At 64.9% G+C, this 23,651-nt stretch carries 18 protein-coding genes; 14 read left to right on the forward strand and 4 right to left on the reverse strand.

Annotated features, from left to right (window positions below; all coding sequences use genetic code 11):
• Nucleotides 1-14: 14 nt before the first annotated feature.
• Nucleotides 15-713 (reverse strand): helix-turn-helix domain-containing protein, encoded by a 699-nt coding sequence (locus AC1MGT_RS05620; RefSeq protein WP_499503354.1) that lies wholly within the window; start codon nucleotides 711-713, stop codon nucleotides 15-17.
• 137 nt (nucleotides 714-850) lie between these two features.
• Here AC1MGT_RS05620 and AC1MGT_RS05625 point away from each other — a divergent pair, with 137 nt between their 5' ends.
• From AC1MGT_RS05625 to AC1MGT_RS05670, 10 genes are all read left to right on the forward strand, one after another.
• On the forward strand, nucleotides 851-2,899 hold the full coding sequence (locus tag AC1MGT_RS05625) for a serine hydrolase domain-containing protein (protein WP_499503355.1): 2,049 nt from the start codon (nucleotides 851-853) through the stop codon (nucleotides 2,897-2,899).
• Nucleotides 2,899-3,909: a dipeptide epimerase gene (locus AC1MGT_RS05630; RefSeq protein WP_499503356.1), complete on the forward strand. Its 1,011-nt coding sequence runs from the start codon at nucleotides 2,899-2,901 to the stop codon at nucleotides 3,907-3,909. The genes AC1MGT_RS05625 and AC1MGT_RS05630 overlap by 1 nt, the downstream gene beginning before the upstream one ends.
• Nucleotides 3,906-5,207: a peptide MFS transporter gene (locus AC1MGT_RS05635; RefSeq protein WP_499503357.1), complete on the forward strand. Its 1,302-nt coding sequence runs from the start codon at nucleotides 3,906-3,908 to the stop codon at nucleotides 5,205-5,207. Before AC1MGT_RS05630 ends, AC1MGT_RS05635 begins: the two co-directional genes overlap by 4 nt.
• Nucleotides 5,208-5,234: 27 nt before the next feature.
• The gene (locus AC1MGT_RS05640) at nucleotides 5,235-7,472 is read left to right on the forward strand and encodes a TonB-dependent receptor (protein WP_499503358.1); all 2,238 of its coding nucleotides are present in this window, start codon (nucleotides 5,235-5,237) and stop codon (nucleotides 7,470-7,472) included.
• Entirely contained in the window at nucleotides 7,472-8,506 is a 1,035-nt protein-coding gene (locus AC1MGT_RS05645) for an N-acetyltransferase DgcN family protein (RefSeq protein ID WP_499503359.1), read from the forward strand. Before AC1MGT_RS05640 ends, AC1MGT_RS05645 begins: the two co-directional genes overlap by 1 nt.
• Nucleotides 8,503-10,080, forward strand: coding sequence for a serine hydrolase (locus AC1MGT_RS05650; RefSeq protein ID WP_499503360.1), 1,578 nt, complete (start codon nucleotides 8,503-8,505; stop codon nucleotides 10,078-10,080). Before AC1MGT_RS05645 ends, AC1MGT_RS05650 begins: the two co-directional genes overlap by 4 nt.
• The gene (locus AC1MGT_RS05655) at nucleotides 10,077-11,270 is read left to right on the forward strand and encodes a dipeptidase (protein WP_499503361.1); all 1,194 of its coding nucleotides are present in this window, start codon (nucleotides 10,077-10,079) and stop codon (nucleotides 11,268-11,270) included. Before AC1MGT_RS05650 ends, AC1MGT_RS05655 begins: the two co-directional genes overlap by 4 nt.
• 272 nt (nucleotides 11,271-11,542) lie before the next feature.
• A complete protein-coding gene (locus AC1MGT_RS05660) occupies nucleotides 11,543-13,219 on the forward strand; it encodes a methyl-accepting chemotaxis protein (protein ID WP_499503362.1) in 1,677 nt (558 codons plus the stop codon).
• A gap of 259 nt (nucleotides 13,220-13,478) precedes the next feature.
• Nucleotides 13,479-15,134, forward strand: coding sequence for a methyl-accepting chemotaxis protein (locus tag AC1MGT_RS05665; RefSeq protein ID WP_499503363.1), 1,656 nt, complete (start codon nucleotides 13,479-13,481; stop codon nucleotides 15,132-15,134).
• A gap of 350 nt (nucleotides 15,135-15,484) precedes the next feature.
• Entirely contained in the window at nucleotides 15,485-17,140 is a 1,656-nt protein-coding gene (locus tag AC1MGT_RS05670) for a methyl-accepting chemotaxis protein (RefSeq protein ID WP_499503364.1), read from the forward strand.
• A gap of 46 nt (nucleotides 17,141-17,186) precedes the next feature.
• On the opposite strand, the gene AC1MGT_RS05675 is transcribed toward AC1MGT_RS05670, so the two are convergent.
• Nucleotides 17,187-18,128 (reverse strand): LysR family transcriptional regulator, encoded by a 942-nt coding sequence (locus tag AC1MGT_RS05675; RefSeq protein ID WP_499503365.1) that lies wholly within the window; start codon nucleotides 18,126-18,128, stop codon nucleotides 17,187-17,189.
• A 130-nt stretch (nucleotides 18,129-18,258) separates the two neighbouring features.
• Between AC1MGT_RS05675 and AC1MGT_RS05680 the strand changes: the two genes are divergently transcribed.
• The 4 genes from AC1MGT_RS05680 to AC1MGT_RS05695 are packed head-to-tail and all read left to right on the forward strand — an operon-like array spanning nucleotide 18,259 to nucleotide 22,375.
• The gene (locus tag AC1MGT_RS05680) at nucleotides 18,259-19,578 is read left to right on the forward strand and encodes a CitMHS family transporter (protein WP_499503366.1); all 1,320 of its coding nucleotides are present in this window, start codon (nucleotides 18,259-18,261) and stop codon (nucleotides 19,576-19,578) included.
• 32 nt (nucleotides 19,579-19,610) lie between these two features.
• Complete coding sequence (locus AC1MGT_RS05685) at nucleotides 19,611-20,948, forward strand: acyclic terpene utilization AtuA family protein (RefSeq protein ID WP_499503367.1); 1,338 nt, start codon at nucleotides 19,611-19,613, stop codon at nucleotides 20,946-20,948.
• 1 nt (nucleotide 20,949) lies between these two features.
• Nucleotides 20,950-21,252, forward strand: a complete 303-nt coding sequence (locus AC1MGT_RS05690; RefSeq protein ID WP_499503368.1) for an AtuA-related protein — start codon at nucleotides 20,950-20,952, stop codon at nucleotides 21,250-21,252.
• A gap of 46 nt (nucleotides 21,253-21,298) precedes the next feature.
• Entirely contained in the window at nucleotides 21,299-22,375 is a 1,077-nt protein-coding gene (locus tag AC1MGT_RS05695; protein WP_499503369.1) for a porin, read from the forward strand.
• Nucleotides 22,376-22,436: 61 nt separating this feature from the next.
• On the opposite strand, the gene AC1MGT_RS05700 is transcribed toward AC1MGT_RS05695, so the two are convergent.
• Together AC1MGT_RS05700 and AC1MGT_RS05705 are read right to left on the reverse strand one after the other, a co-directional pair.
• Nucleotides 22,437-23,114: a penicillin-insensitive murein endopeptidase gene (locus AC1MGT_RS05700; protein WP_499503370.1), complete on the reverse strand. Its 678-nt coding sequence runs from the start codon at nucleotides 23,112-23,114 to the stop codon at nucleotides 22,437-22,439.
• A complete protein-coding gene (locus AC1MGT_RS05705) occupies nucleotides 23,111-23,647 on the reverse strand; it encodes a Rhs element Vgr protein (protein ID WP_499503371.1) in 537 nt (178 codons plus the stop codon). Before AC1MGT_RS05705 ends, AC1MGT_RS05700 begins: the two co-directional genes overlap by 4 nt.
• Nucleotides 23,648-23,651: the final 4 nt, after the last annotated feature.

Below are 23,651 nucleotides of genomic sequence, written 5' to 3' on the forward strand. Positions count from 1 at the left end.
CGCAGCGCAGCAGGCTACCCATCCTGCCTGCTGCGCTTGCGGGGCTTGACCGGCTTTGCCGCCACCGCTGGCGCGCCGTCGGTCGTCGACTGCGCCGGCGTGTGCGACGACATGATCGCCTGCATCTGCTCCTCATCCTCGCTCGACATCACGGTCAGCACCTCGGCCTCGTCGCACCCTTCCGGCGCCAAGTACGCGTGCCCCATGCTCGAGTCGAAGTAGATCGACTGCCCTTCCCTGAGCACCACCGGATCGTAGAACTCGCTGTGCAGCACGACCGCGCCCTTGAGCACGTACGTGAATTCTTCGCCCGAGTGATGCACCAGCTGCCCGAACTGCTTGACCGACTTGGCGCGGATGCGCGCGATCACGGGAATCATCCGCTTGCGGCGCAGCTCCGCGCACAGGTAGTGGTAGTCGTAGTTGGGCGTCTCCACCCGCACCGCGCTGGCCAGGTCGCCGATGCTGCGCCGCGCCGTCACTGGCGTGTCTGCCCCCTTGTCTTCTTCGGCAAATAACTCGGACATGCGCATGCCGAGCTTTTGGCTCAGTTGGTACAGCTTGTCGTAGCTGAGCGTCAGCTGGCCGTGCTCCACCTTCGACAGCGTGGAGACCGGGATGCCGCTGTTTGCGCTCATTTCTTTCAGCGTCCACCCCTTGCGGCTGCGCAGGCCGCGGATCAACGCGCCAAGGGTCGGGGATTCAGAGGTCATGGACGGCAATCATAAAGTGTTGACATGGTTTCCGATTGGGTAGATATTTCTCTAATCAGAGAAAAATACTCGGATCAAGCTTTATTTTATAGGCTGGCCCGATCGACCGCAATCAACCGTATGGATAGGGAGCCTTGATGAGATTTCTGAAGATGGTCTTGATGAGCGTTGTCTGCTGGAGTGCCGGCGCCGCCGCACAACAAGCGCCCCAGGCCCCGGCCGTGCCGCCCTCGCCTGCTGGCGCGAAGCCGGCGGTAACGCCGCCATCCGGGCCGCCGCCAACACTGGTTGCGGCACCCCGCGCCGGCAATGGCAAAACGCTCGACAAGACGGATGTCGACACCTGGCTCGACGGCTACATGCCGTTCGCGTTGAACAAGAGCGACATCCCCGGCGCAGTGGTTGTCGTGGTCAAGGACGGCCAGATCCTCACCGCGCGCGGCTTCGGTTACGCCGACGTCGACAAGCGCACACCGGTCGACCCGGAGCGCACGCTGTTCCGGCCCGGCTCGGTCTCCAAGCTCGTGACCTGGACCGCCGTCATGCAACTGGTCGAACAGGGCAAGCTCGATCTGGATGCCGACATCAACGGGTACCTGGATTTCAAGATCGCCCCGCGCGCCGGCAAGCCCGTCACGATGCGCCAGATCATGACCCACACCGCTGGTTTCGAAGAGTCGGTAAAGTACCTGATCGTCTATGACAAGGCGGATATCCGCCCGCTCGGTGAACTGCTCAAGGAGCGCGTCCCGGCGCGCATCTTTGACGCCGGCACCACGCCCGCCTACTCCAACTACGCCACCTCGCTGGCCGGCTACATCGTCGGGCGCATTGCCGGCATGTCGTTCGACGATTATGTCGAGCAGCGCATCTTCGCACCGCTGAACATGCGCACCGCGAGCTTCCGCCAGCCACTGCCGCCTGCACTGGCGCCGCTGGCGGCCACCGGCTACAGCAAGCCGGGCCAGCCGTCGCTGGGCTTCGAAGTCGTCAACTCGGCGCCGGCCGGCGGCCTGTCGGCCAGCGGCACCGACATGGCCAACTTCATGATCGCGCACCTGCAGAAAGGCCAGTTCAACGGCGCCCGCATCCTGTCCGAGGCTACCGCCAACGCGATGCACAGCAGTTCGCTGGACAAGGTCAACCCCGCGTCCCTGCTGCCACCGCTCAACCGCATGGAACTGGGCTTTTTCGAAACCAACGTCAATGGCCGCAGCGTGATCGCCCACCTGGGCGACACCGAAGCGTTCCACACGTCGCTGCACCTGTACATGGACGATGGCGTCGGCCTGTACCTGTCGGTCAACAGCAGCGGGCGCGAAGGCGCCTCCAATCCGCTGCGCAGCGCCCTGTTCCAGGACTTCTCGGACCGCTACCTCCCTTCCACGCTGCCGCCCGATGGGCGCGTCGACGCGAAGTTCGCCGCGCAACACGCGCAGATGATGACCGGCTCGTGGGAAAGCAGCCGCCGCGCCGAAACCAACTTCTTCGCCATCTTCGACCTGCTCGGCCAGGTCAAGGTGACCGTTGACGACAAGGGTGCGCTCGTCATCCCGGCCATGGTGGGGACCAATGGCCGGCCCCGCGAATGGGTCGAGATTGCGCCGTTCGTCTGGCGCGACCGCAATGGCGAAGACCGCCTCGCGGCGCACGTCGTCAACGATCGCGTAATCCGCTGGAGCATGGACTTCATGTCGCCGTTCATGGTCATGGAACCCGTCCCGGCCGGGAAGAACGGCGCCTGGCTGCTGCCGGCCGTTGGCGCGGCGCTGGCCGTGTTCGTGTTCGCGGTACTGGCCATGCCGGCCGGCTGGATCGTGCGCCGCCGCTTCAAGCTGCAGCATGTGTTGACCGGCCCGGCGCGCAGCGCGGCGCTGGCCACGCGCATCGCGGCTGCAGCCTGCCTGGCGGTGCTGGCCGGCTGGGTAGGCATCGTGTCGGTATTCGATATCAGCCTCAAATACGCCACCGCCTCACTCGACCCTTGGCTGTGGATCCTGCAGATCGGCGGCTTGCTGGCCTTCGTGGCGGCGCTGCTGGCCGGCGCGCGCAATCTGCAACTGGCGTTCGCGCCTGGCCAGGGTCGCCTGCGCCGCGTGTGGAGCGTGCTGTTCCTGGCTTCGGCGCTGCTGATCGCTTATGTCTGCCTGCGCTTTGGCCTGCTGTCCATGACGGTGGCCTACTGATGGCCCGCCTCACCGTATCGATCGCCGTCGAGAAGCTGCGTTTGACCACGCCGTTTCGCATCTCGGGCTATCTGTTCGACGCGTTCAACGTCGTCGTCGTGACGCTGGGCGATGGCCGCCACAGCGGGCGCGGCGAAGGCGGCGGCGTGTATTACCTGGGCGACGACGTGCCGCACATGCTGGCGCAACTCGATGGCGCCAGCGCCGCGATCGCCGCCGGTCCCACGCGCGACGAGTTGCGCGCGATCCTGCCGCCCGGCGGCGCGCGCAATGCCGTCGACTGCGCGCTGTGGGAGCTGGAGGCGGCGCGCGCCGGCGTGCCGGTCTGGGAGCTGGCCGGCAAGCGCGCGCCACGGCCGCTGCGCACGACCTTCACGCTCGGCGCTGACACGCCATCGGCGATGGCCGCCACCGCGCAGCGCCACGCGCAGGCGCGCTCGATCAAGATCAAGCTGACGGGCGACCTGGCACTCGACCTGGCGCGCGTGGCGGCGATCCGCGCCGCGCGGCCCGAGGTCTGGCTGGGCGTCGACGGCAATCAGGGTTTTACGGTAGGCCAGATCGATGCGCTGATTGCCGGCCTCGTGGAACAGGACGTGGCCCTGCTCGAACAGCCTCTGGCGCGCGGTGACGAAGCCAGCCTGGAAGGCCTGCGCTCGCCGATTCCGCTCGCGGGTGACGAAAGCATCCAGTCGCTGGACGACATCGCCGCCAGCGTCGGGCGCTACGACATCGTCAACATCAAGCTCGACAAATGCGGCGGCCTGACCGAGGGCCTGCTGATGGCGCAGGAAGCGCGGCGCCTGGGCCTGCAGGTCATGGTCGGCAATATGGGCGGATCGAGCCTGGCGATGGCCCCGAGCTTCGTGCTGGGCCAGGAATGCGACATCGTCGACCTGGATGGCCCGATCTTCCTGGCGGCCGATCGCCGTCCGGGCGTCGAGTACTTCGCTGGCAATGTCTGGTCGGGCCCCGACGTCTGGGGCGGCGCAGCGAGGGCCACGGCATGACCGGCACGATGCAGATCCAGCCCACGTGGTTCGGCCATCCGCGCGGCCTGACGGTGCTGTTCCTGACGAATATGTGGGAACAGTTCTCGTACTACGGCATGCGCGCGCTGCTGGTCTACTTCATGACCAAGGAACTGCTGTTCGGGCAGGCGCACGCCTCGTTCATCTACGGTGCCTACACGGCCGCCGCTTATTTCACGCCGATCCTCGGCGGCATGCTGGCAGACCGTGTCCTGGGCAAGCGGCGCGCCATCATCATCGGCGCCTCGGTCATGGCGGCCGGCCACTTCATGATGACCTTCGACGCCCTGTTCTACCTGGCACTGGCCACCATTGCGCTGGGCAACGGCCTGTTCTTGCCCACGCTGCCAAGCCAGGTCGGCGACCTGTATGCGCGCGGCGACGCGCGCCGTGGCTGGGCCTTCAATGTGTATTACGTTGGGATCAATATCGGCGGCTTCCTGGCACCGCTGATCTGCGGCACGGTGGGCGAGCTGTATGGCTGGCATTACGGTTTCGGCCTGGCCGGCATCGGCATGCTGCTCGGCCTTGCCATCTATGTCGGCGGAGCACGCTACCTGCCGCCCGAGACCCTGCCCGCCAGATCCACGGCGACAACGGAAGCACCGCGTGGCCTGGGCCGCGAAACGATCCTGGTGCTGATCGGGATCGGCCTGGCCGTCACGGTGTTTCGCGCCGCCTACGAGCAGGTCGGCAACACGGTCGCGTTGTGGGCCGACAGCGGCGTCGATCGTGCGGCCGGGGGCTTTCTGATTCCGATGACCTGGTTCCAGTCGCTCAATCCACTGTTCGTGATGCTGCTCACGCCGCCCCTGCTGGCTTACTGGCACCGCCGCGCGGCGGCCGGCATCGACCAGGCGCCGCTGCGGCGCATGGCGTGTGGCGCGCTGATCGTGGCGCTGGCCTATCTGCTGCTGGCGGTGGTGGGCTGGACCGCGAATGGCCAGGTCACGGGCTGGATCTGGCTCGTGCTGTTCTTTCTGGTGTTGACGATCGGCGAGCTGTTCATCCTGCCGACCGGCCTGGGTCTGTTTGCCCGCCTGGCGCCGCGCCATCTGGGCAGCACGACGGTGGCGGCGTGGTTCCTCGTCACCTTCTCCGGCAGCCTGGCGGCCGGCCTGGTGGGCAGCCTGTGGAGCCGCTTTGCCCCAGGGGTGTTCTTCGCCCTGCTCGCGCTGCTGTCGGCGATCGCCGCCGGCCTGCTGTGGCGCCTGCACCAGCCGATGCAGGCGGCGGACCGCCTGCACGCAATGACGCCCGCACCATCCGCACCCTAATCACAACGACTACCGGGAGAGATTCACATGGCAACAGTAGCAGGCCGCATCGCAGTGACTTCCATGGCGCTGGCCGTATCGGGCGCCATATCGCAAGCCTTCGCCGCAGAACAGGCCGCGCCGCAGGACGACGTCCAGCAAGTCGTCGTGACGGCGCAAAAACGCGCGCAGACGATGGTCGACGTGCCGCAATCGATGTCGGTGGTGGGCGGCGACACGCTCGACAGGCACCAGGCCACCGGCTTTGCCGATTACCTGAAACTCGTGCCCAGCCTGCAACTGGTGCAAAGCACGCCCGGCGAAGGCCGGCTCGTGCTGCGCGGACTGGACACGGGCGGCGTGGCATCGACCGTCGCGGTCTACCTCGACGAAACGCCGTTCGGTTCGAGCAGTGGCCTGGCCAATGGCGCGATCCTGGCGGGCGACTTCGACACGTTCGACCTGGCCCGCATCGAGGTCTTGCGCGGGCCGCAGGGCGCGCTGTACGGCGCCAGCTCGCTCGGTGGCCTGGTCAAGTTCGTGACCAATGCACCGGAGCTGGACCGCTTCGCACTGCGCGCGCGGCTGGGCGCGGCGACGGTCGACGGCGGCAAGGTGTCGTACCGCTCGAACCTGGTGGTCAACACGCCGCTCAGCGACACGGTGGCGCTGCGCATGTCCGGCTCGTACCAGAAGGAGCCTGGCTTTATCGATTCGATCGGCACCGCCGGCTCGGACATCGAACGCAACATCAACGGCGCCCGCAACTACGGCGGGCGCGCTTCGCTGCTGTACAAACCGAGTACCACATTCGACCTGCGCCTGAGCGCCGTGGCGCAGAACATCGCCACCGATGCACCCGGTACCGTGGAGAGCGACCCGGACACGCTCGAGACGCTGTATGGCCGCCCGACGCAATCGCAGTTCATACCGCACATGCGCGACATCCACTACCGCGTCTTCAATGGCACCGCCAACTGGAACCTGGGGCCAGCCAGCCTGACCTCGTCGACCAGCTACAGCACGCAAAAGCAGTTCGCGCGCGAAGACGTCAGCTTCAACCTGAGCGAGCTGGTCGAAGGTGTGTTCGGCGTACCCAATGAGCTGTATCTGGGCCAGGAAACCGAACTGAAAAAATTCACGCAGGAGCTGCGCCTGAGTTCCAACGCCGGCAAGCGGTTCGACTGGCTGGCCGGCTTGTACTACACCGATGAAAAAGGCGCGATCGCGCAGCGCTACCACGCCGTCGTGCCAGGCTCGATGACACCGGCAACCGGCCTGCCGCTGCTGGCCGACATCCGCCTGCGCTCGAACTACCGCGAGGTGGCGGCGTTTGCCAACACGACCCTCCACCTCACGCCCGTGTACGACCTCGATGTCGGCGGGCGCTATAGCCACAACAAGCAGGACGCCCGCCAGATCGGCGACGGCGCCCTGGCCGGTGGCCCGGCCGACAACCGCGCCGATTCGTCCGAAGGCGTGTTTACCTATGCCGTAGCGCTCAAGCGCAAGTTCAGCGAACGCAGCGCCGTGTATGCGCGCGCGGCCAAGGGTTTCCGGCCCGGCGGGCCGAACGTGCTGCCGCCCAATCCCGGCCCCGGCACGCCCGCCACCTATGATTCGGACAGCGTGATGAGCTACGAGGCCGGCATCAAGACCCAGACGGTGGACGGCATGTGGTCCCTCGACCTGTCGGCCTTCCACATCAAATGGAAGGACATCCAGCTGCTGGCGGTGGTCAACGGGTTTGGCGTGAACACCAACGGCGCCGGCGCCACCGCCGACGGCGTCGAGATCAGCGCGGGCTTCCGCCCGATGCGTGGCCTGCGCCTGTCGGCCAACGGCGCCTGGAACAAGGCGCGCCTCGACGGTGCGACCGATCCGCTGGTGGGCGGCTTCAAGGGCGACCGCCTGCCCTTCTCGCCGAAGTACACGGCCGCGCTGCTGGCCGACTATCGCTGGACGATCCGCGACACCACGCCCGCCTACGCCGGCGTCTCGGTGCGCCGCATCGCGGGGCAGTTCGCATCGTTCGACTTCGACTACCGCACGGCCAATGGCCGCCAGCGCGAGATCCCGTCGTACAACGTGTTCGACGCCCACGCCGGCGTCGAACTGGGCGCCTGGACGGTTGAACTGTACGGCAAGAACCTGGGCAACAGCGACGGCCGGACGTCCACCGCATCGTTGCTGGCCAACGGCGGCTTCGTCCATCCGAATGGCGCGCTCGGCACCGGCGTGATCGCGCCGCGCACGCTCGGTTTCACGCTGATCAAGGAGTATTGATGGCGCCCGCATCGAACGACGCACGTGCCGTTGGCCGCTGCCTGCTGTTTCTGGGCGACGTGACCGAATCCGGTTTCGCCAAGACCGCCTTTGGCCTGCGCGACTGGGCCAGTGAGCGCTGCGTGGGAGAGCTGCGCCTGCCAGGTGCCACGGTAACCACCGGCCTGCCCGGGCTCAGCGCCAGGCAGGCCGCAGCGCGGGGCGCGACCACCATCGTCATCGGCGTGGCCGCGCCAGGCGGCACGATCCCCGCAAGCTGGGTGCCGGCGCTGGCCGAGGCGCTGGCGGCAGGCCTGGACATCGTCTCGGGCATGCACGTGCGCCTCGACCAGTTCGCCGTGCTGAAGGACGCCGCGGCGCGCCACGGCCGGCGCCTGATCGACGTGCGCACGCCGCCTGCCGACATCCCCATCGCCAGCGGGCGGCCACGCACGGGCCGGCGCATCCTCACGGTCGGCACCGACTGCGCACTGGGCAAGAAATACACCGCGCTTGCGCTCAGTCGTGGCCTCGCCGCACGCGGCCTGGACGTGACCTTTCGCGCCACCGGCCAGACCGGCATCATGATCGCTGGCAGCGGCATGCCGATCGACGCCGTGGTGTCGGACTTCGTGGCTGGCGCGGCCGAGATGCTGAGCCCAGCGGCGGCGCCCGGGCACATCGACGTGATCGAGGGCCAGGGCTCGCTGTTTCATCCCGCATTTGCCGGTGTCTCGCTCGGCCTGCTGCATGGCAGCCAGCCCGACATGTTCGTGGTCTGCCACGACCCGGCGCGCAGCCACCAGCTCGGGTATCCGGGTTCGCCATTGCCGTCGATCGAGACCGTCATCGAGCAGACGATCGTGCTCGGACGCGTGACCAATCCGGCAATCCGCTGCATCGGCATCGCGCTCAATACCGGCGGCATGGATGCCGCAGCTGCGCAGGCCTCCATCGAGGCGCATGCCCGCCGTTTGCCGTACCCTGTTGCCGATCCGATGCGCGGCGGCGCCGATTTTGACCGCCTGCTCGACGCTTGCCTGGAGATGCCATGAACTGCCCTTGTCTTGTTCCTTCCATTTTGCTGGCGCTTGCCTGCACCCCTGCGCTGGCCGCGCCGCCGGCCGGCTTCGAAGCCCGCGTCGAGGCGCTGCGCCAGCGTGTGGGTACGCCGGGCCTGGCCATCGCCATCGTCGAAGACGGCAAGACGACGCTGGCGCGCGGCTTCGGTGTGCGCCAGCTGGGCGCGCCGGCGCCCGTCGACGGCGACACGCTGTTCCCGATCGGCTCGACCACCAAGGCGATGACGGCAGCCGCACTGGCCACGCTGGTCGATGCCGGCAAGCTCACGTGGGACGACAAGGTGACCGACCACCTGCCCGCCTTCCAGATGTACGACCCGTGGGTCACGCGCGAACTCACGATCCGCGACCTGCTGACACACCGCGCCGGCCTGGGGTACGGCGCGGGCGACCTGCTGTTCGTGCCGCGCACGAACCTGTCGCGCGCCGAGACAGTGCGCCGCGTGCGCTACCTGAAACCGGCCACGAGCTTTCGCAGCACTTACGCGTATTCGAACCTGATGTATGTCGTGGCGGGCCAGCTGATCGAGCAAGTGAGCGGCCAGCCGTGGGAGGCCTATGCGCGCGAGCACGTGCTGCGCCCAAGCGGCATGCGGCTGTCCACCACCGACAACGTCGACAACTTCGCCACTGCCAACCGCGCCTTCCCGCACGCGCGGATGGATGGCGGGCTGCGTGGCGCGGGCACGCAGGTACGCCTGGACGAGCGCGATGACCTGGGCCGCAACGCGGCGCCCGCCGGCGGCGTGGCCAGCAGCGCCAACGACCTGGCGGCGTGGCTGCACACGCAGCTGGCGGGCGGCGTCGCGCCGGGTGGCAAGCGTGTCTTCAGCAAGGCCACGCATGCGCAGATGTGGGCGCCATCGATGACCGTGCCGCTCGACGAGATGCCGCCGGAACTGAAGCTCATCGAATCGACCTTCGCCAACTATGGCCTCGGCTGGGACGTGGTGGACTACCGCGGCGCGCGCATGGTCTGGCATGGCGGCGCGGTGCTGGGCTTCGGCACGGCCGTCGTGATGCTGCCCGAGCAGAAGGTGGGCTTTGCAATTGCGATCAACAGCGAAGACGGTGAGCTGGTACGGGGCCTGATGTATGAGCTGGCCGACCATTACCTGGCCAAGCCAAAGGCCGACTGGCCGGCCACGTTCGAAACCTACAAGGCGAAGAAGATCGCACAAGGCCTCGCGCTGCAGAAGAGCAGCGCCGCCAAACCGGTGCGTTCAACGCCACTGGTGGCGCCGGCGGCGCTGGCCGGGACGTATGCCGACCCGTGGTATGGCAAGATCACCATCGCGGCGGCGAAGAATGGTTTGCGGGTCGACTTCGGCTCGACGCCGCGCATGGCGGGCCCGCTCGTGCACTGGCAATACGATACCTGGATCGCGCGCTTCGACGACGAGACCATTGAGCCTGCGTACCTGAGCTTTGCATTCGACCAGGACGGCAAGGTCGAACGCATCACCCTCAAGCCGGTCTCGCCCATCGCCGATTTCAGCTGGGATTACGCGGACCTGAATTTCACCCCGATCAAGGCGCCCGAATGAACCGCACCATGACGTCCACCATGGCATTGGCCTGCGCACTGCTGGCCGGCTGCACCACGCCAGTGCCGACGCCGGGTCCAATCGATCCGACACACCGCAAGCTGCTGACACTCGACGCGCACCTCGACACGCCCGTGCATTTCGGCCGCGCCGGCTGGGACTTCGGTGCCCGTCACGATCCGGCCACCGAGATCGCACAACTCGACCTGCCCCGCATGGCTGACGGCAGCCTCGATGGCGGTTTCTTCGTGATCTATACCGAACAGGGGCCGCTGACGGCGGACGGCTTTGCCGCCGCGCGCCGTCACGCGCTGGCACGTTCGGCGCTGATCGACACCACGCTCGCGCGCCATGCGGACCGCATCGGCGTGGCCACGAGCGCGCACGAAGCGCGCCGCCTCGACGCGGCCGGCAAGCTGGTGGCATTCAAGAGCATCGAGAACAGCTATCCGCTCGGCGAGAGCCTGACTGCGCTGGCGGAATTCCAGCGCCAGGGCGTGCGCCTGGTGGGCGTGGTGCATAGCCTGAACAACCAGTTTGCCGACTCGTCGACCGACAAGCCGCGCTGGAATGGTCTGAGCCCGCTGGGGCGCGACTGGGTGGCCGAGATGAACCGACTCGGGATGGTGATCGACGCGAGCCACGCGTCCGACGCTGTCGTCGATCAGTTGCTGGACCTGTCGCGCGCCCCGCTGCTGCTGTCGCACACCAGTTCGCGCACGAGCTTCAACCATCCGCGCAACCTGGACGATGCGCGCATCCGCCGCATCGCCGCGGCCGGCGGCGCGGTCTGCGCATCGACCATCTACCTGGGCACGATGCGCATGAGTCCACGACGGAGCGAACTGTTCGACCAGATCGATCACATCGGCGGCATGACCCCGGCGCAGCAGACGGCGCTGGGCAAGGAGTGGCTCGCGCTCGAAGCGGTCACGCCGATGTGGAGCACGAGCTTCGACCAATACATGGCCTCGCTGCAGCACCTGATCGACGTCGCCGGCATCGATCACGTGTGCATGGGTGCGGACTTCGACGGCGGCGGCGGTTTCCCTGGACTGGACAACGTGTCGCTGCTGCCGCGCATCACCGCGCGGCTCAAGGCTGGCGGGATGTCGGACACCGATCTGGGCAAGCTGTGGAGCGGCAATCTGCTGCGTGTGATGGATGCGGCAGCGAAGGCAGCGCATTGAACAGGGGCCACCGACCATAGCCCTGCGTTATGGCAGGTACATCCATCGACATTGGCTCGCCGATAACTCCGATATGCAATCGTTATCGGATAATGGCAACCAAGTATCATATTGTTTCGCACAAGCAACAATTATCGATATTGCCGGATTTTTTGATGTCCAATCAGCTTGCCTGCGTTTACGCTTGCCACTGTGCACTTGCGTTCCCGGCATGATGCACGCCCCGGCTTCACCAGGTTGTCGGGGCATCACTTGCTACCTGAACGGATACTATGAAAATCAACGATCTCAAAATAGGCGTCCGCCTCGGCGGCGCTTTTGCCGCCGTGCTCGCCCTGATGGTCCTGATGCTGGGCGTCGCCTTCTGGCAGCTCGAACGGATCGCCGACGCCAAGCAGACCATGGCGCAAACGTCCTACCGCGCCAAGCTGGCCAAGGAATGGAGCCAGGGCACCGTCACCAACAGCGTCAGCACCGTTGCCAAGTACAAGAGCATCGATCCGGCTGACGAGAAATACCACGACGCGCAGATGAAAGTCATCAGCGACAAGGCCGGCAAGCTGCAGAAAGAGCTCGAATCCCTCGTCCAGAGCGAACAGGGCAAGGCGCTGCTCGCTGAAATCGCGACCGAACGCGCCAAGTATTCGGTCATGCGCAACGAGGGCTTCAAGATGAAGAGCGCGCTTGGCGCCGACAACGCCGAGGTCAAGGCGTTCTTCGAGACCAAGGTCATTCCCGAAATGCGCATCTACGTTGCCACCATCGAGAAACTCGCGACCTACCAGGAGCAATTGTTCACTGATGCGGACACCAGCATCGACGCCATCGTCGTGTCGGCAACGCGTATCCTGATCGGCCTGGGCATCGCGGCGCTGGCCATCGGTGCGGCCTGCGGCTGGTTGCTTACCCGCAGCATCACGCGCCCGCTGGCACACGCGGTGGGCCTGGCGCGCCAGGTGGCCTCGGGCGACCTGACGGCGGATATCCGCGCCGAATCGCGTGACGAAGTGGGCGACCTGGTACTGGCGCTCAAGACCATGAATGACAACCTGCTCAAGACCGTGACCGAAGTGCGCGCCGGCACCGAGACCATCGTCACGGCATCGCAGCAGATCGCCTCGGGCAATCTCGACCTGTCGTCGCGCACCGAGCAGCAAGCCAGTTCGCTCGAAGAGACGGCGTCGTCGATGGAAGAACTGACCAGCACCGTGCGCCAGAACGCCGACAATGCGCGTCAGGCCAATGTGCTGGCCAAGAATGCGTCGCAGATCGCGGCGCATGGCGGTGAAGTGGTGTCGCAGGTGGTGGCCACGATGGCGTCGATCAACGCGTCATCGAAGAAGATCGGTGACATCATCGCCGTCATCGACGGCATCGCGTTCCAGACGAACATCCTGGCCCTGAATGCAGCGGTCGAAGCAGCGCGCGCCGGTGAGCAGGGTCGTGGCTTTGCCGTGGTGGCGAGCGAAGTGCGCAACCTCGCGCAGCGCTCGGCCGCGGCGGCCAAGGAAATCCGCGGCCTGATCAGCGACTCGGTCACCAAGGTCGAGGCCGGTGGCCGCCTGGTCGATGAAGCCGGTGTGACGATGCAGGAAATCGTCCAGGGCATCGGGCGCGTGACCGACATCATGGCGGACATCACATCGGCCAGCGCCGAACAGTCGACCGGCATCGAGCAGGTCAACGAAGCGATCACGCAGATGGATGGCGTGACGCAGCAGAATGCAGCGCTGGTGGAAGAAGCCGCGGCCGCCGCTGCATCGCTGCAGGAGCAGGCGATGACGCTGGCGGAGTTGGTCAGCGTGTTCAATGTCGGTCATGGCAGGCCGGGTGGTGTGCGCCAGGCTGCGCAGCCAGCAGTGGCCGGGCGTTCGCTGACCGTACGCCGCGCCACACCATCGCGCGCCGATGTTGAGCGGGTCGAGGATGAAGAAGACGCCATCGCCTGATGGTGTCTGCCGCAACGGGCCGCCCTGGCCCGTTGTAGCGTATGAAATAATCATCTTTACAACGTTATTATGCGTGTTACCTGCCCAAGGTAATGTTCACATATTATTTCGTTTACTCCCCGCAACACATTCAACGAATTTTTCATTCCCGCTGACAATTCTCCTCAACCAGAGATTATTCTGCAACAAGGGTTGCCTGTAAGTACGATTACTTGAAGGCCCCACGATCGTCTCCCCTATTGTCAGGAATGGAATAGAAATGAACATCAAGGACCTCAAGATTGGCACCCGCCTGGGTGCGACGCTCGCCATTATCGTGGGCCTCATGGCCCTCATGGCAGGCAACGCACTATGGCAACTCTTCCAGATTTCAAATGCGAAGACAGAGATGTCTGAGGCCTCTGAAAAATTCATGCTGGCCACGGAATGGCGCCAGGGTGTAGCGGTCAACCGGGTCAGCACCATCGCCCGCTTCAAGAGCACCTCCCCCGAAGACGAGACCTACCACGAGAAGGAAATGAAGGCGGTCAGCGCCAACGTGAGCAAGGTACAGGATGAGCTGGAATCGCTGATAAAAAGTGATGAAGGCAAGGCGTTGATCGCCACGGTGGCGACACGTCGCACGACCTACCTCGACGCGCGCAATGCGGCTTACAAGCTCAAGCGGGAACTGGGCCCGGACAATCCGCAGGTCCAGACATACTTTGAACAAAAAGTGATGCCGGCGATGCTCGCCTACACCGAGAGCGTCAATAAAGTTGCAGGCTTCCAGCAGATGCTGTTCAAGAATGCGAATGAGCAGATCGAGGTTCTCGACCAGTCTGCACGGCGCTCGCTGATCGTACTGAGTCTGATCGCGCTGATCGTCAGTATCGTGCTCGGGATGATGCTGGCACGCAGCATCACCACGCCGCTCAAACGTGCCGTGAGCCTGGCGCGTCAGGTTGCTGCCGGCGACCTGACCACTGAAATCCGCACCGAGTCCCGTGATGAAGTCGGTGACCTGCTGGACGCCCTCAAGACGATGAGCACGAGCCTGCACAAGACCGTGACCGAAGTGCGCGCTGGTACTGAAACCATTGTCACCGCATCGCGCCAGATCGCGTCGGGCAATATGGACCTGTCGTCGCGCACCGAGCAGCAGGCCAGCTCGCTGGAGGAAACGGCGTCGTCGATGGAAGAAATCACCAGCACGGTGCGCCAGAACGCCGACAACGCGCGTCAGGCCAATGTGCTGGCCAAGAACGCGTCGCAGATCGCGCTGCATGGCGGCGACGTGGTGTCGCAGGTGGTGTCCACGATGGCGTCGATCAACGCCTCGTCGAAGAAGATCGGCGACATCATTGCCGTCATCGACGGCATTGCATTCCAGACCAATATCCTGGCCCTGAATGCTGCCGTGGAAGCAGCGCGCGCCGGTGAACAGGGTCGCGGCTTTGCGGTCGTGGCCAGCGAAGTGCGCAACCTTGCGCAGCGCTCGGCCGCTGCGGCGAAGGAAATCCGGGGCCTGATCAGCGACTCGGTCGCGAAGGTCGATGCCGGTGGCCGCCTGGTGGGTGAGGCAGGCACGACGATGCAGGAAATCGTGCAGGGCATCGGGCGCGTGACCGACATCATGGCCGAGATCGCGTCGGCCAGTGCCGAGCAAACGACCGGCATCGAGCAGGTCAACGAAGCCATCACGCAGATGGACGGCGTGACGCAGCAGAATGCGGGGCTGGTCGAGGAAGCGGCAGCCGCGGCGGCGGCGCTGCAGGAGCAGGCGACATCGCTGGCAGAGCTGGTCAGCGTGTTCAATCTGGGACACGGCGACGCACCACGCGTTGGCACCAGCCGCTCGCTGGTGCTGCGCGCGCCAGCGCCGACACGTGCCGGTGCCAAGCTGATCAAGGAACACGAAGGCGCCATCGCCTGATGGTGTCTGCCGCGGCAAGCCGCCCTGGCTTGCTGCGGCGACTGTGCGTGGCATGGCGGTCAGGTATCTCGCCAGGCACGCCACAGGACAAGCTCGGGGCGAAGATCTGAATGCCAGCACGATCCGTCCCGACATGTATTTTCGATAACGCCAAATTGAGCATTACACCGGAAAGCGTAATACTCACACATTGTTTCGTTTACTTGCAGCAACAATTCCATCCATTTTTTCTTCCTTCCGGTTCTGCGGCAAGCGCTGAGCCTATCCTGTGACACGGTTACCGCGTCTTTACAAAAATGTACGCTGGCGCAACCTGGATCGTGTCTCCTATCGTCAGGAATGGAATAAAAATGAAAATCAACGATCTCAAGATTTCAACTCGTCTGGGTATTACATTGGCCATCATCGTGAGCCTCATGATCACGATGGCAGGAAACGCAGTCTGGCAATTATCTCGAATCAAGGATGCCAAAGTCGCCATGGCGGAAGCCTCGCACAAATACATGCTGGCCAAGGACTGGAGCCAGGGCGTTGCAGTCAACCGGGTCAGCACCATTGCCCGGTTCAGGAGCCCTTCTGCAGAAGACGAGAAGTACCACGAGCAGGAAATGAAGGCGGTCAGCGCCAACGTGAGCAAGGTGCAGGAAGAACTGGAATCGCTCGTGGACAGTGCCGAAGGCAAGACACTGATTACCGCCGTCGCAACGCGCCGCGCCGCGTATGTCGCGGCACGCAACACCGCTTACAAGCTGAAGAACGAGCTTGGTCAAGACAATCCGCAGTCCCAAGCGTATTTCGAACAGAAAGTGATGCCCGAGATGCGCGCCTATCTCGACAGCGTCATGAAAGTCGCTGCCTACCAGCAGAACCTGTTCCAGGCAGCCAATGAGCGCATCGATTTGCTTGACCAGTCGGCGCAACGCTTCCTGATCGGACTGGCCTTGGTCGCACTGATCGTCAGTATTGTGCTGGGCTTGCTGCTGGCGCGAAGCATCACCATTCCGCTCGTTCGCGCCGTGGGGCTGGCGCGCCGGGTTGCTTCCGGCGATCTGACGGCCGATATCCGGGTCGATTCACGCGATGAAATCGGCGACCTGCTGGACGCACTCAGGACGATGAACGGGAGCCTGCACAAGACCGTCACCGAAGTGCGCGCCGGTACTGAAAACATCGTCACCGCATCGCGCCAGATCGCATCCGGCAATATGGACCTGTCTTCCCGTACCGAACAGCAGGCCAGCTCGCTGGAAGAAACCGCGTCCTCGATGGAAGAGCTCACCAGCACCGTGCGCCAGAACGCCGACAATGCACGCCAGGCCAATGTCTTGGCCAGGAACGCCTCCCAGATCGCCGCGCATGGCGGCGAGGTGGTGTCGCAGGTGGTGTCCACGATGGCGTCGATCAACGCGTCATCAAAGAAGATCGGCGACATCATCGCCGTCATCGACGGCATCGCGTTCCAGACGAATATTCTGGCGCTGAATGCCGCGGTCGAAGCGGCGCGTGCTGGCGAACAGGGTCGTGGTTTTGCGGTGGTGGCGAGCGAAGTGCGCAACCTCGCGCAGCGCTCGGCCGCTGCAGCGAAAGAAATCCGCGGCCTGATCAGCGACTCGGTCACGAAGGTCGAGGCCGGTGGGCACCTGGTCGACGAAGCCGGCGTGACGATGCAGGAAATCGTGCAGGGCATCGGGCGTGTGACCGACATCATGGCCGACATCGCGTCGGCCAGTGCCGAGCAAACGACCGGCATCGAACAGGTCAACGAAGCCATCACGCAGATGGATGGCGTCACGCAGCAGAATGCGGCGCTGGTCGAAGAGGCAGCAGCGGCGGCGGCGGCATTGCAGGAGCAGGCGACAGCGCTGGCGCAGCTGGTCAGCGTGTTCAATGTGGGGCATGGCGACGCACCGCGCGCTGGCGCCAGCCGCTCGCTGGTGCTGCGTGCGCCAACGCCGGCACGTGCCGGTGCGAAGATGATCAAGGAACACGACGGCGCCATCGCCTGATGGCGTCTGCCGCGGCAAGCCGCCCTGGCTTGCCGCGGCACGTTGGCTAGAGTCGCAACCCCGCATCGACCGGCTTCGCACCACGCTGCCTGCCACTGGCCGACAGCCGCGCCTCGATCAATTCGAGCATGCCCTGCGCGGCATGCGATAACGCCCGGTCCTTGCGCTGGACGATCAGGATCGGGCGCACCACGGCCTCTGCATCGAGCGGAATGGCAATCAGGTCCAGACTGCGGAACTGGAACAGCGTCAGCTCCGGCACCAGGCTCACCCCGAGTCCCTGTCCGATCAGGCCCGCCACCGTAGCCAGGTGCTCGACCTCAAGACCGGAATGGCGCACGTCGAGCCCCCGCGTCAGCTGGTCGACGTGCTGGCGCACGCTGGTCGATGGCGCAAGGTGAATCAGTTCGCAGCCCACCAGATCCGGCATCCGGATTTTGCGCTTGCGCGCGAGCGGGTGATCGCGCCGGCAGACAAAGAAAAACGGATCGCTGCACAGCGTGCGGGTTGAAAACTCAGCCAGGTTTGCCCCGGGCGCCGTCAGCGCCAGATCGACCCTGCCCTGGCGCAGCAGGTGCAGGCATTGGTCCGACAACGCATCGAACAGCTGCACCGTGATGCCGGGATAGGTGGCCTTGTAGTGCGCGATGACCTCGGGCATGCCATTGGCCGCCAGCGATGGCAGCACGGCCAGCGCCACCCTGCCCTTGCGCCGCGCGATGAAGTCGCCCATGTCGGTGAAGGCCGCGTCAAGGTCGGCCAGCAGCGTGCGCGCCACTTCCACGAACAGTTCGCCTTCGGTGGTCAGGGTGACGTTGCGCGTGTCGCGCTGGACCAGCTTGGCGCCGACGGTCGCCTCGAGCTTCTGGATCACGGCACTGAACGCCGATTGCGACAGATGGCAGCGCTCGGCCGCCTGGGTGAAATGCCGGTGCTGCTCGAGCGCCAGGAACGCCTGCAACTGCTTGGTGGAGATATTCGGAAGCATCGCGCCTGCCACTTATCGAAAAAGCCGCACAATCAATCGGAAAAATCCATTTTACAACAAAAACCAACGCCCCCCAGAATGGCCTCAAGTGCTGCATCGATCAGCACATACCAATAAACTGGAGACTTCCATGCTGGCCTTCCTCGGCTTTCTGACTATTTTCGCCCTGCTGTTCGTTATCCTTGGCAGGAAGATGTCTGCGCTTGTCGCGCTGATTGCGATCCCCGCACTGACTGCACTGATTGGCGGCTTCGGCGCCGAGATCGGCACCTTCATCACCGACGGCATCAAGGCGATCGCACCGGTGGCCGGCATGCTGCTGTTTGCGATTCTGTTCTTCGGGATCCTGACCGACGCCGGCATGCTCGACCCGATCGTCAACCGCATCCTGAAAATCGTCGGCACCCACCCGGCCCGCATCACGCTTGGTACTGCGGTGCTGGCGGCAATCGTCCACCTCGACGGTTCCGGCGCGGTGACCTTTCTCGTCACCGTGCCGGCGATGCTGCCGCTGTATATCAAGCTGAAGATGGACAAGCGCATCCTGGCCTGCATCGTTGCCATGTCGGCCGGTGTGGCCAATGCGCTGCCATGGGGCGGCCCGACCCTGCGCGCGTCGGCCGCGCTGCATATTCCGATGACCGAACTGTATCTGCCGATGGTGCCGGTGCAGATCGCCGGGATGCTGTTCGTGTTTGCCTGTGCCTGGATGATGGGCGTGCGGGAACAGCGTCGTCTGGGGCTCACCGGGGCCACGCCTGCCGGCGCCGGTGGCAGCATGGGAAGCCATCATGTGCCCGAGATCGACGAGGCACAACTGAAGCTGCGCCGGCCCGGGCGCTTCATCCCCAACCTGCTGCTGGTGGTGATCGTGCTGGCAACGATGATCAGCAATGTGCTCAATCCGGTCGCCTGCTTCATGTTCGGCACCGTGCTGGCCCTGATGATGAATTACCCGGATGTCGCCGAACAGCGCGCCCGCGTCGATGCGCATGCCAAGGCCGCCCTGATGATGGCGAGCATCCTGTTTGCCGCCGGTGTGTTCACCGGCATCATGAAAGGCAGCGGCATGCTCACCGCGATGGCCCAGGTGCTCGCGGCCAGTATCCCGGTCAGCCTGGCGAGCCACCTGCCGTTTGTCACCGGCCTGGTGTCCATGCCGCTCAGTTTGGTGTTCGATCCCGATTCGTTCTATTTCGGCGTACTGCCGGTGCTGGCCGAGGCCGGCAATACCCTCGGCGTGCCGCAGGTGCAGCTGGCCCAGGCCGCGCTGCTCGGGCAGATGACGACCGGCTTTGCCGTCAGCCCGCTGACACCGGCCACCTTCCTGCTGGTCGGACTGGTGGGCATCGACCTGGGAGAACACCAGCGCTTCACGATTCCGTACCTGCTCGCCACCACGGTATTCATGACCTGCGTCGCCGCGCTGATCGGGCTGTTCCCGTTCTGACGCACCCATTGACCCTTTCGACAGACTGCACCATGAAAACCCTACGCATCGGCTGCGGCGCCGGCTATTCGGGCGACCGCATCGAACCGGCGCTCGAACTGGCCGAGCATGGCGACCTCGATTACCTCGTGTTCGAATGCCTGGCCGAACGCACCATCGCCCTGGCCCAGCAAGCCCGGATGAAAGATCCGGCGCTCGGTTACGACCCGCTGCTCGAAGCGCGCATGCTGGCCGTACTGAAGCCCTGCGCCGACAGGGGCATCAAAATCATCACGAACATGGGCGCGGCCAATCCGCTCGCGGCGGCCGCCAAAACCAGACAGATCGCCGTCTCGCTCGGCCTTGGCCACCTGAAGATCGCCGCCATCACGGGTGACGACGTCCTAGAGCAGCTGCGCCAGGGCGACTACCTCGACGACACGGGCGAGCCGGTGGCGGCATTGGGCAACCGGCTGCTGTCGGCCAATGCCTATCTGGGCGCGCAGCCGCTGGTCGACGCGCTGGCGCAAGGCGCCGACATCGTCATCACCGGCCGTATCGCCGACCCGGCGCTGGTGCTCGCGCCGGCCATCCACGCCTTCGGCTGGGCGATGGACGACTGGCAGCGCCTGGGCCAGGGCACGCTGGCCGGACACCTGCTCGAATGCGCCGGCCAGGTGTGCGGCGGCTACTTCGCCGACCCCGGCGTCAAGGACGTACCAAGCCTGGCGCGGCTGGGCTTCCCGCTCGCCGTGATCGGCGAGGACGGCAGCGTCGAGATCACCAAGGTGGCCGGTTCGGGCGGCTATGTGACGCGCGCCACCTGCACCGAGCAGCTGCTGTACGAAATCCACGACCCGGCCGCGTACCAGACGCCGGATGTCGTGGCCGATTTCTCGGCGGTGACGATGACCGAGTGCGCACCGGACCGCGTCACGCTGCACGGCGCGAGTGGCCATCCGTGCAGCGGCCTGCTGAAAGTATCGATCGGCTACATCGACAGCTACATCGGCGAAGGCCAGATCTCGTACGCGGGACCAGGCGCACTGGCGCGCGCGCGCCTGGCGCAGGCGATTGTCGCCGAGCGATTCGCGCTCACAGGCGTCGCACTGACCGAGGTGCGCTATGACCTGATCGGCGTGAATGCACTGCATGGCGACCGTGACGTGCCGGGCGACGCCGAGCCGCGCGAGGTGCGGCTGCGCGTCATCGGCCGCACCGACAGCCTGCAGCAAGCGATCCGCATCGGCAACGAGGTCGAAACCCTGTACACCTGCGGGCCGGCGGGCGGCGGCGGGGCCACCCGATCGGCGCGCGAAGTGATCGCGATCCGCTCCACACTGCTGCCTGCCGCACAGGTCAGCCCAGTGATCCATTTCGAGGAAACCTGACATGAAACTTCGCGACATCGCGCATTCGCGCGCCGGCGACAAGGGCGACATTTCCAACCTGTCCCTGATCGCGTTTCACGCGGCCGATTACGCGCTGCTGGAACAGCAGGTCACCGCCGAACGCGTACGCCGGCATTTCGCCGGCATCGTGCACGGCGAGGTGACCCGCTACCTGTTGCCGCAACTGGGCGCCATGAATTTCGTCATGCAGCAGGCGCTGGGCGGCGGCGTGACGCGCTCGCTGGCCCTGGACGCGCATGGCAAATCGCTCAGCTCGATGCTGCTCGACATGGAACTCGACTGAGTCGACATTCCTTCACGCTGTACCCCATAAAAACACGGAGACAAACATGAAACCATTCGCGGCGATTCCGATCGTCATGCTTCTTGCCGCCAGCGGCGCAGCCACGGCCCAATCCAATATCACGATCTATGGCATCGCCGACGCTGGTATCGTCAACGAGCGCGGGGGCGCAGCCGGCAACGTCACCAAAGTCAGCAGCGGCGTCGCATCTGCCTCCCGCCTGGGATTCAAGGGATCGGAAGAACTGGGCGCCGGCGTCTCGGCGCTGTTCGTGCTCGAGGCCGGGATCTCGATCGACACCGGTGCGCTGGCCTCGTCCGGCCAGGCATTCAACCGCCAGTCCTTCGTGGGGCTGGCCAGCAAGGACGCCGGCAGTCTGACGGTCGGGCGCCAGTACACGCTGACCTACAATGCCCTCGGTCAGGTCGGCGATCCATTCGGCAGCGGCCTGTCGGGCAGCGCCAAGAACCTGTTCCCGGTCGCGGGCGCCAATCTGCGCGCGAACAATTCGATCATCTACACGACGCCCGTGAAGAATGGCTTCAGCGCAGGGCTGCTGTACTCACTGGGCGAGACCGCCGGCGACAGCCAGGCCGGCAGCCAGTACAACGTCAGCATCAACTATGCCAATGGGCCGGTCAACGCCCGGCTGGCGCACAACCATCGCAACAACGACAGCGCCACCCTCACCGGTACCGACAGCGGTCGCAACACGCTGTTCGTGGCGAATGTCGACTTCAAGGTGGTCAAGGTCTTCTTCGCCTACAGCAACGATAAAGGACTCAACAGCGCGCCACTGAACAATGCAACGCCACTCCCCTACGGCAAGGTGTTCAGACCGAGCCTGCGCGGCGACGACACGCTGGTCGGCGTCACCATCCCGGTCGGCCCGGCGGGTACCATCATGACTTCGTACATCCGCAAGAATGACAAGACCGCGCCGAACCAGGACGCCGCCCAGTATGCAGTGGGCTATGTGCATGCGTTGTCAAAGCGCACCAGTGCTTATACCTCGTACGGCATGATCGACAACCGGAACGGGGCTGGTTATACGGTGGGTAACAATGCCGAGACCGGCTCAGGTGACCGGGCTTTCAATATCGGATTGCGTCATACGTTCTGAGCGAGGCAGGCTGGCGAGCGGTTCGATGGCGCAACTGGCAACGGTAGCTCCCGCCGTCGATCTACCCGACGCACTTGACCGCAAAATCAACGTGGTAATGCTCGTCATGCCGAACCCAGGGCCTGGTCTTCATGAAGGGCAGAGCCTTGATACGCTGGCCTGCGGGTGTGGCGAGTACACGCGGGATATAGGCCGGCTCCAGAATGACACGCGCGATACCGAAGCCATGACGCCGCGCCTCCACATCCAGCTGCGCCAGATGCGCTGCAATGGCGGCGAAGTCGATGCGCAAGTCCGCAAGCTTGCCTGCGTCATCGAACTCCAGATCGTATCCGTAATGGTTTTGCGCGGTACGCGGTAACGGCGCCGGCCGGCCATCCCGGCCGCGCACCGGCACCATGAAGTCCACCGATGTCCCGTTCTCGTGCGTGCGATGGGGCGGCATCGGGCCGCCTGTTCGCAGGCCGGTCTCCCCGTAGACGTACTGCACGTCCGGCGTGCTGCGGGACAGTGTCGAATACGCGCCCAGCACGACGTCGCGCACCTGCGCATGAACCCAGGTGCGGCCAAGCTTGAGACCGAGTTCCGAATAGGCCGCGAAGTTGGGGCCTGCAAGCGGCAGGGCGACCGCGCCGTCGATGCGCCCGCTCCCGCTATTACCGAAGCAGCTGCTGGCCAGCGCGGGCGCGCACAGGACCATGGCGGCCAGCATCGCCCCCACGGAAAACGGGCGCATCATGCCGCCAGCCAGCGCGCCGGCCCACGGGGCAAACTTGCGCGGCTGGCAGGATCGGCCAGAAACAGCGCCAGTACCTTCTCGTACAACACCAGGCTGTCGCGATACCGCTGCTGGCGCATCGCCTCCGGCCGGCGCAAGTGTTTGAGCATGAAGTAATCCGCCAGCAAATCGCCCTGCGCTTCCATATTGAAGTCCTCCAGCGTCGAATCGTCGGTCAGCGTGTAGCCATAGGATAGCCCGATCCGGAACGCGCCGCGCAGACGCACCGGGTACCCGAGCTGATGCTGCCAGACGTGCACCATCTCGTGCATGAACCAATGGATCGCGGGCGGATCGCCGCGTGCATAGTCGGGGAGAAAACAGGAGTGGTGAAAATACATACTGCCGTTGGGCGTCATGCAGCAGTTCCGTGGCTGGAACGGCATGTAGCGGCGGTTGTGGATCCGCACGCGGGCGACATCGATGGCGTCGCCGAACAGCAGCGACGCCAACTTGATTTCACCTTCGCTCAGGGGGCGAAAGTACGAGCGCACGATG

The organism is Telluria sp. BA11 (assembly GCF_056680305.1).

Coding starts and splice junctions, on each gene's coding strand:
- AC1MGT_RS05620 (WP_499503354.1), bottom strand. CDS start 713: ATGACCTCTGAATCCCCGACCCTTGGCGCGTTGATCCGCGGCCTGCGC.
- AC1MGT_RS05625 (WP_499503355.1), top strand. CDS start 851: ATGAGATTTCTGAAGATGGTCTTGATGAGCGTTGTCTGCTGGAGTGCC.
- AC1MGT_RS05630 (WP_499503356.1), top strand. CDS start 2,899: ATGGCCCGCCTCACCGTATCGATCGCCGTCGAGAAGCTGCGTTTGACC.
- AC1MGT_RS05635 (WP_499503357.1), top strand. CDS start 3,906: ATGACCGGCACGATGCAGATCCAGCCCACGTGGTTCGGCCATCCGCGC.
- AC1MGT_RS05640 (WP_499503358.1), top strand. CDS start 5,235: ATGGCAACAGTAGCAGGCCGCATCGCAGTGACTTCCATGGCGCTGGCC.
- AC1MGT_RS05645 (WP_499503359.1), top strand. CDS start 7,472: ATGGCGCCCGCATCGAACGACGCACGTGCCGTTGGCCGCTGCCTGCTG.
- AC1MGT_RS05650 (WP_499503360.1), top strand. CDS start 8,503: ATGAACTGCCCTTGTCTTGTTCCTTCCATTTTGCTGGCGCTTGCCTGC.
- AC1MGT_RS05655 (WP_499503361.1), top strand. CDS start 10,077: ATGAACCGCACCATGACGTCCACCATGGCATTGGCCTGCGCACTGCTG.
- AC1MGT_RS05660 (WP_499503362.1), top strand. CDS start 11,543: ATGAAAATCAACGATCTCAAAATAGGCGTCCGCCTCGGCGGCGCTTTT.
- AC1MGT_RS05665 (WP_499503363.1), top strand. CDS start 13,479: ATGAACATCAAGGACCTCAAGATTGGCACCCGCCTGGGTGCGACGCTC.
- AC1MGT_RS05670 (WP_499503364.1), top strand. CDS start 15,485: ATGAAAATCAACGATCTCAAGATTTCAACTCGTCTGGGTATTACATTG.
- AC1MGT_RS05675 (WP_499503365.1), bottom strand. CDS start 18,128: ATGCTTCCGAATATCTCCACCAAGCAGTTGCAGGCGTTCCTGGCGCTC.
- AC1MGT_RS05680 (WP_499503366.1), top strand. CDS start 18,259: ATGCTGGCCTTCCTCGGCTTTCTGACTATTTTCGCCCTGCTGTTCGTT.
- AC1MGT_RS05685 (WP_499503367.1), top strand. CDS start 19,611: ATGAAAACCCTACGCATCGGCTGCGGCGCCGGCTATTCGGGCGACCGC.
- AC1MGT_RS05690 (WP_499503368.1), top strand. CDS start 20,950: ATGAAACTTCGCGACATCGCGCATTCGCGCGCCGGCGACAAGGGCGAC.
- AC1MGT_RS05695 (WP_499503369.1), top strand. CDS start 21,299: ATGAAACCATTCGCGGCGATTCCGATCGTCATGCTTCTTGCCGCCAGC.
- AC1MGT_RS05700 (WP_499503370.1), bottom strand. CDS start 23,114: ATGATGCGCCCGTTTTCCGTGGGGGCGATGCTGGCCGCCATGGTCCTG.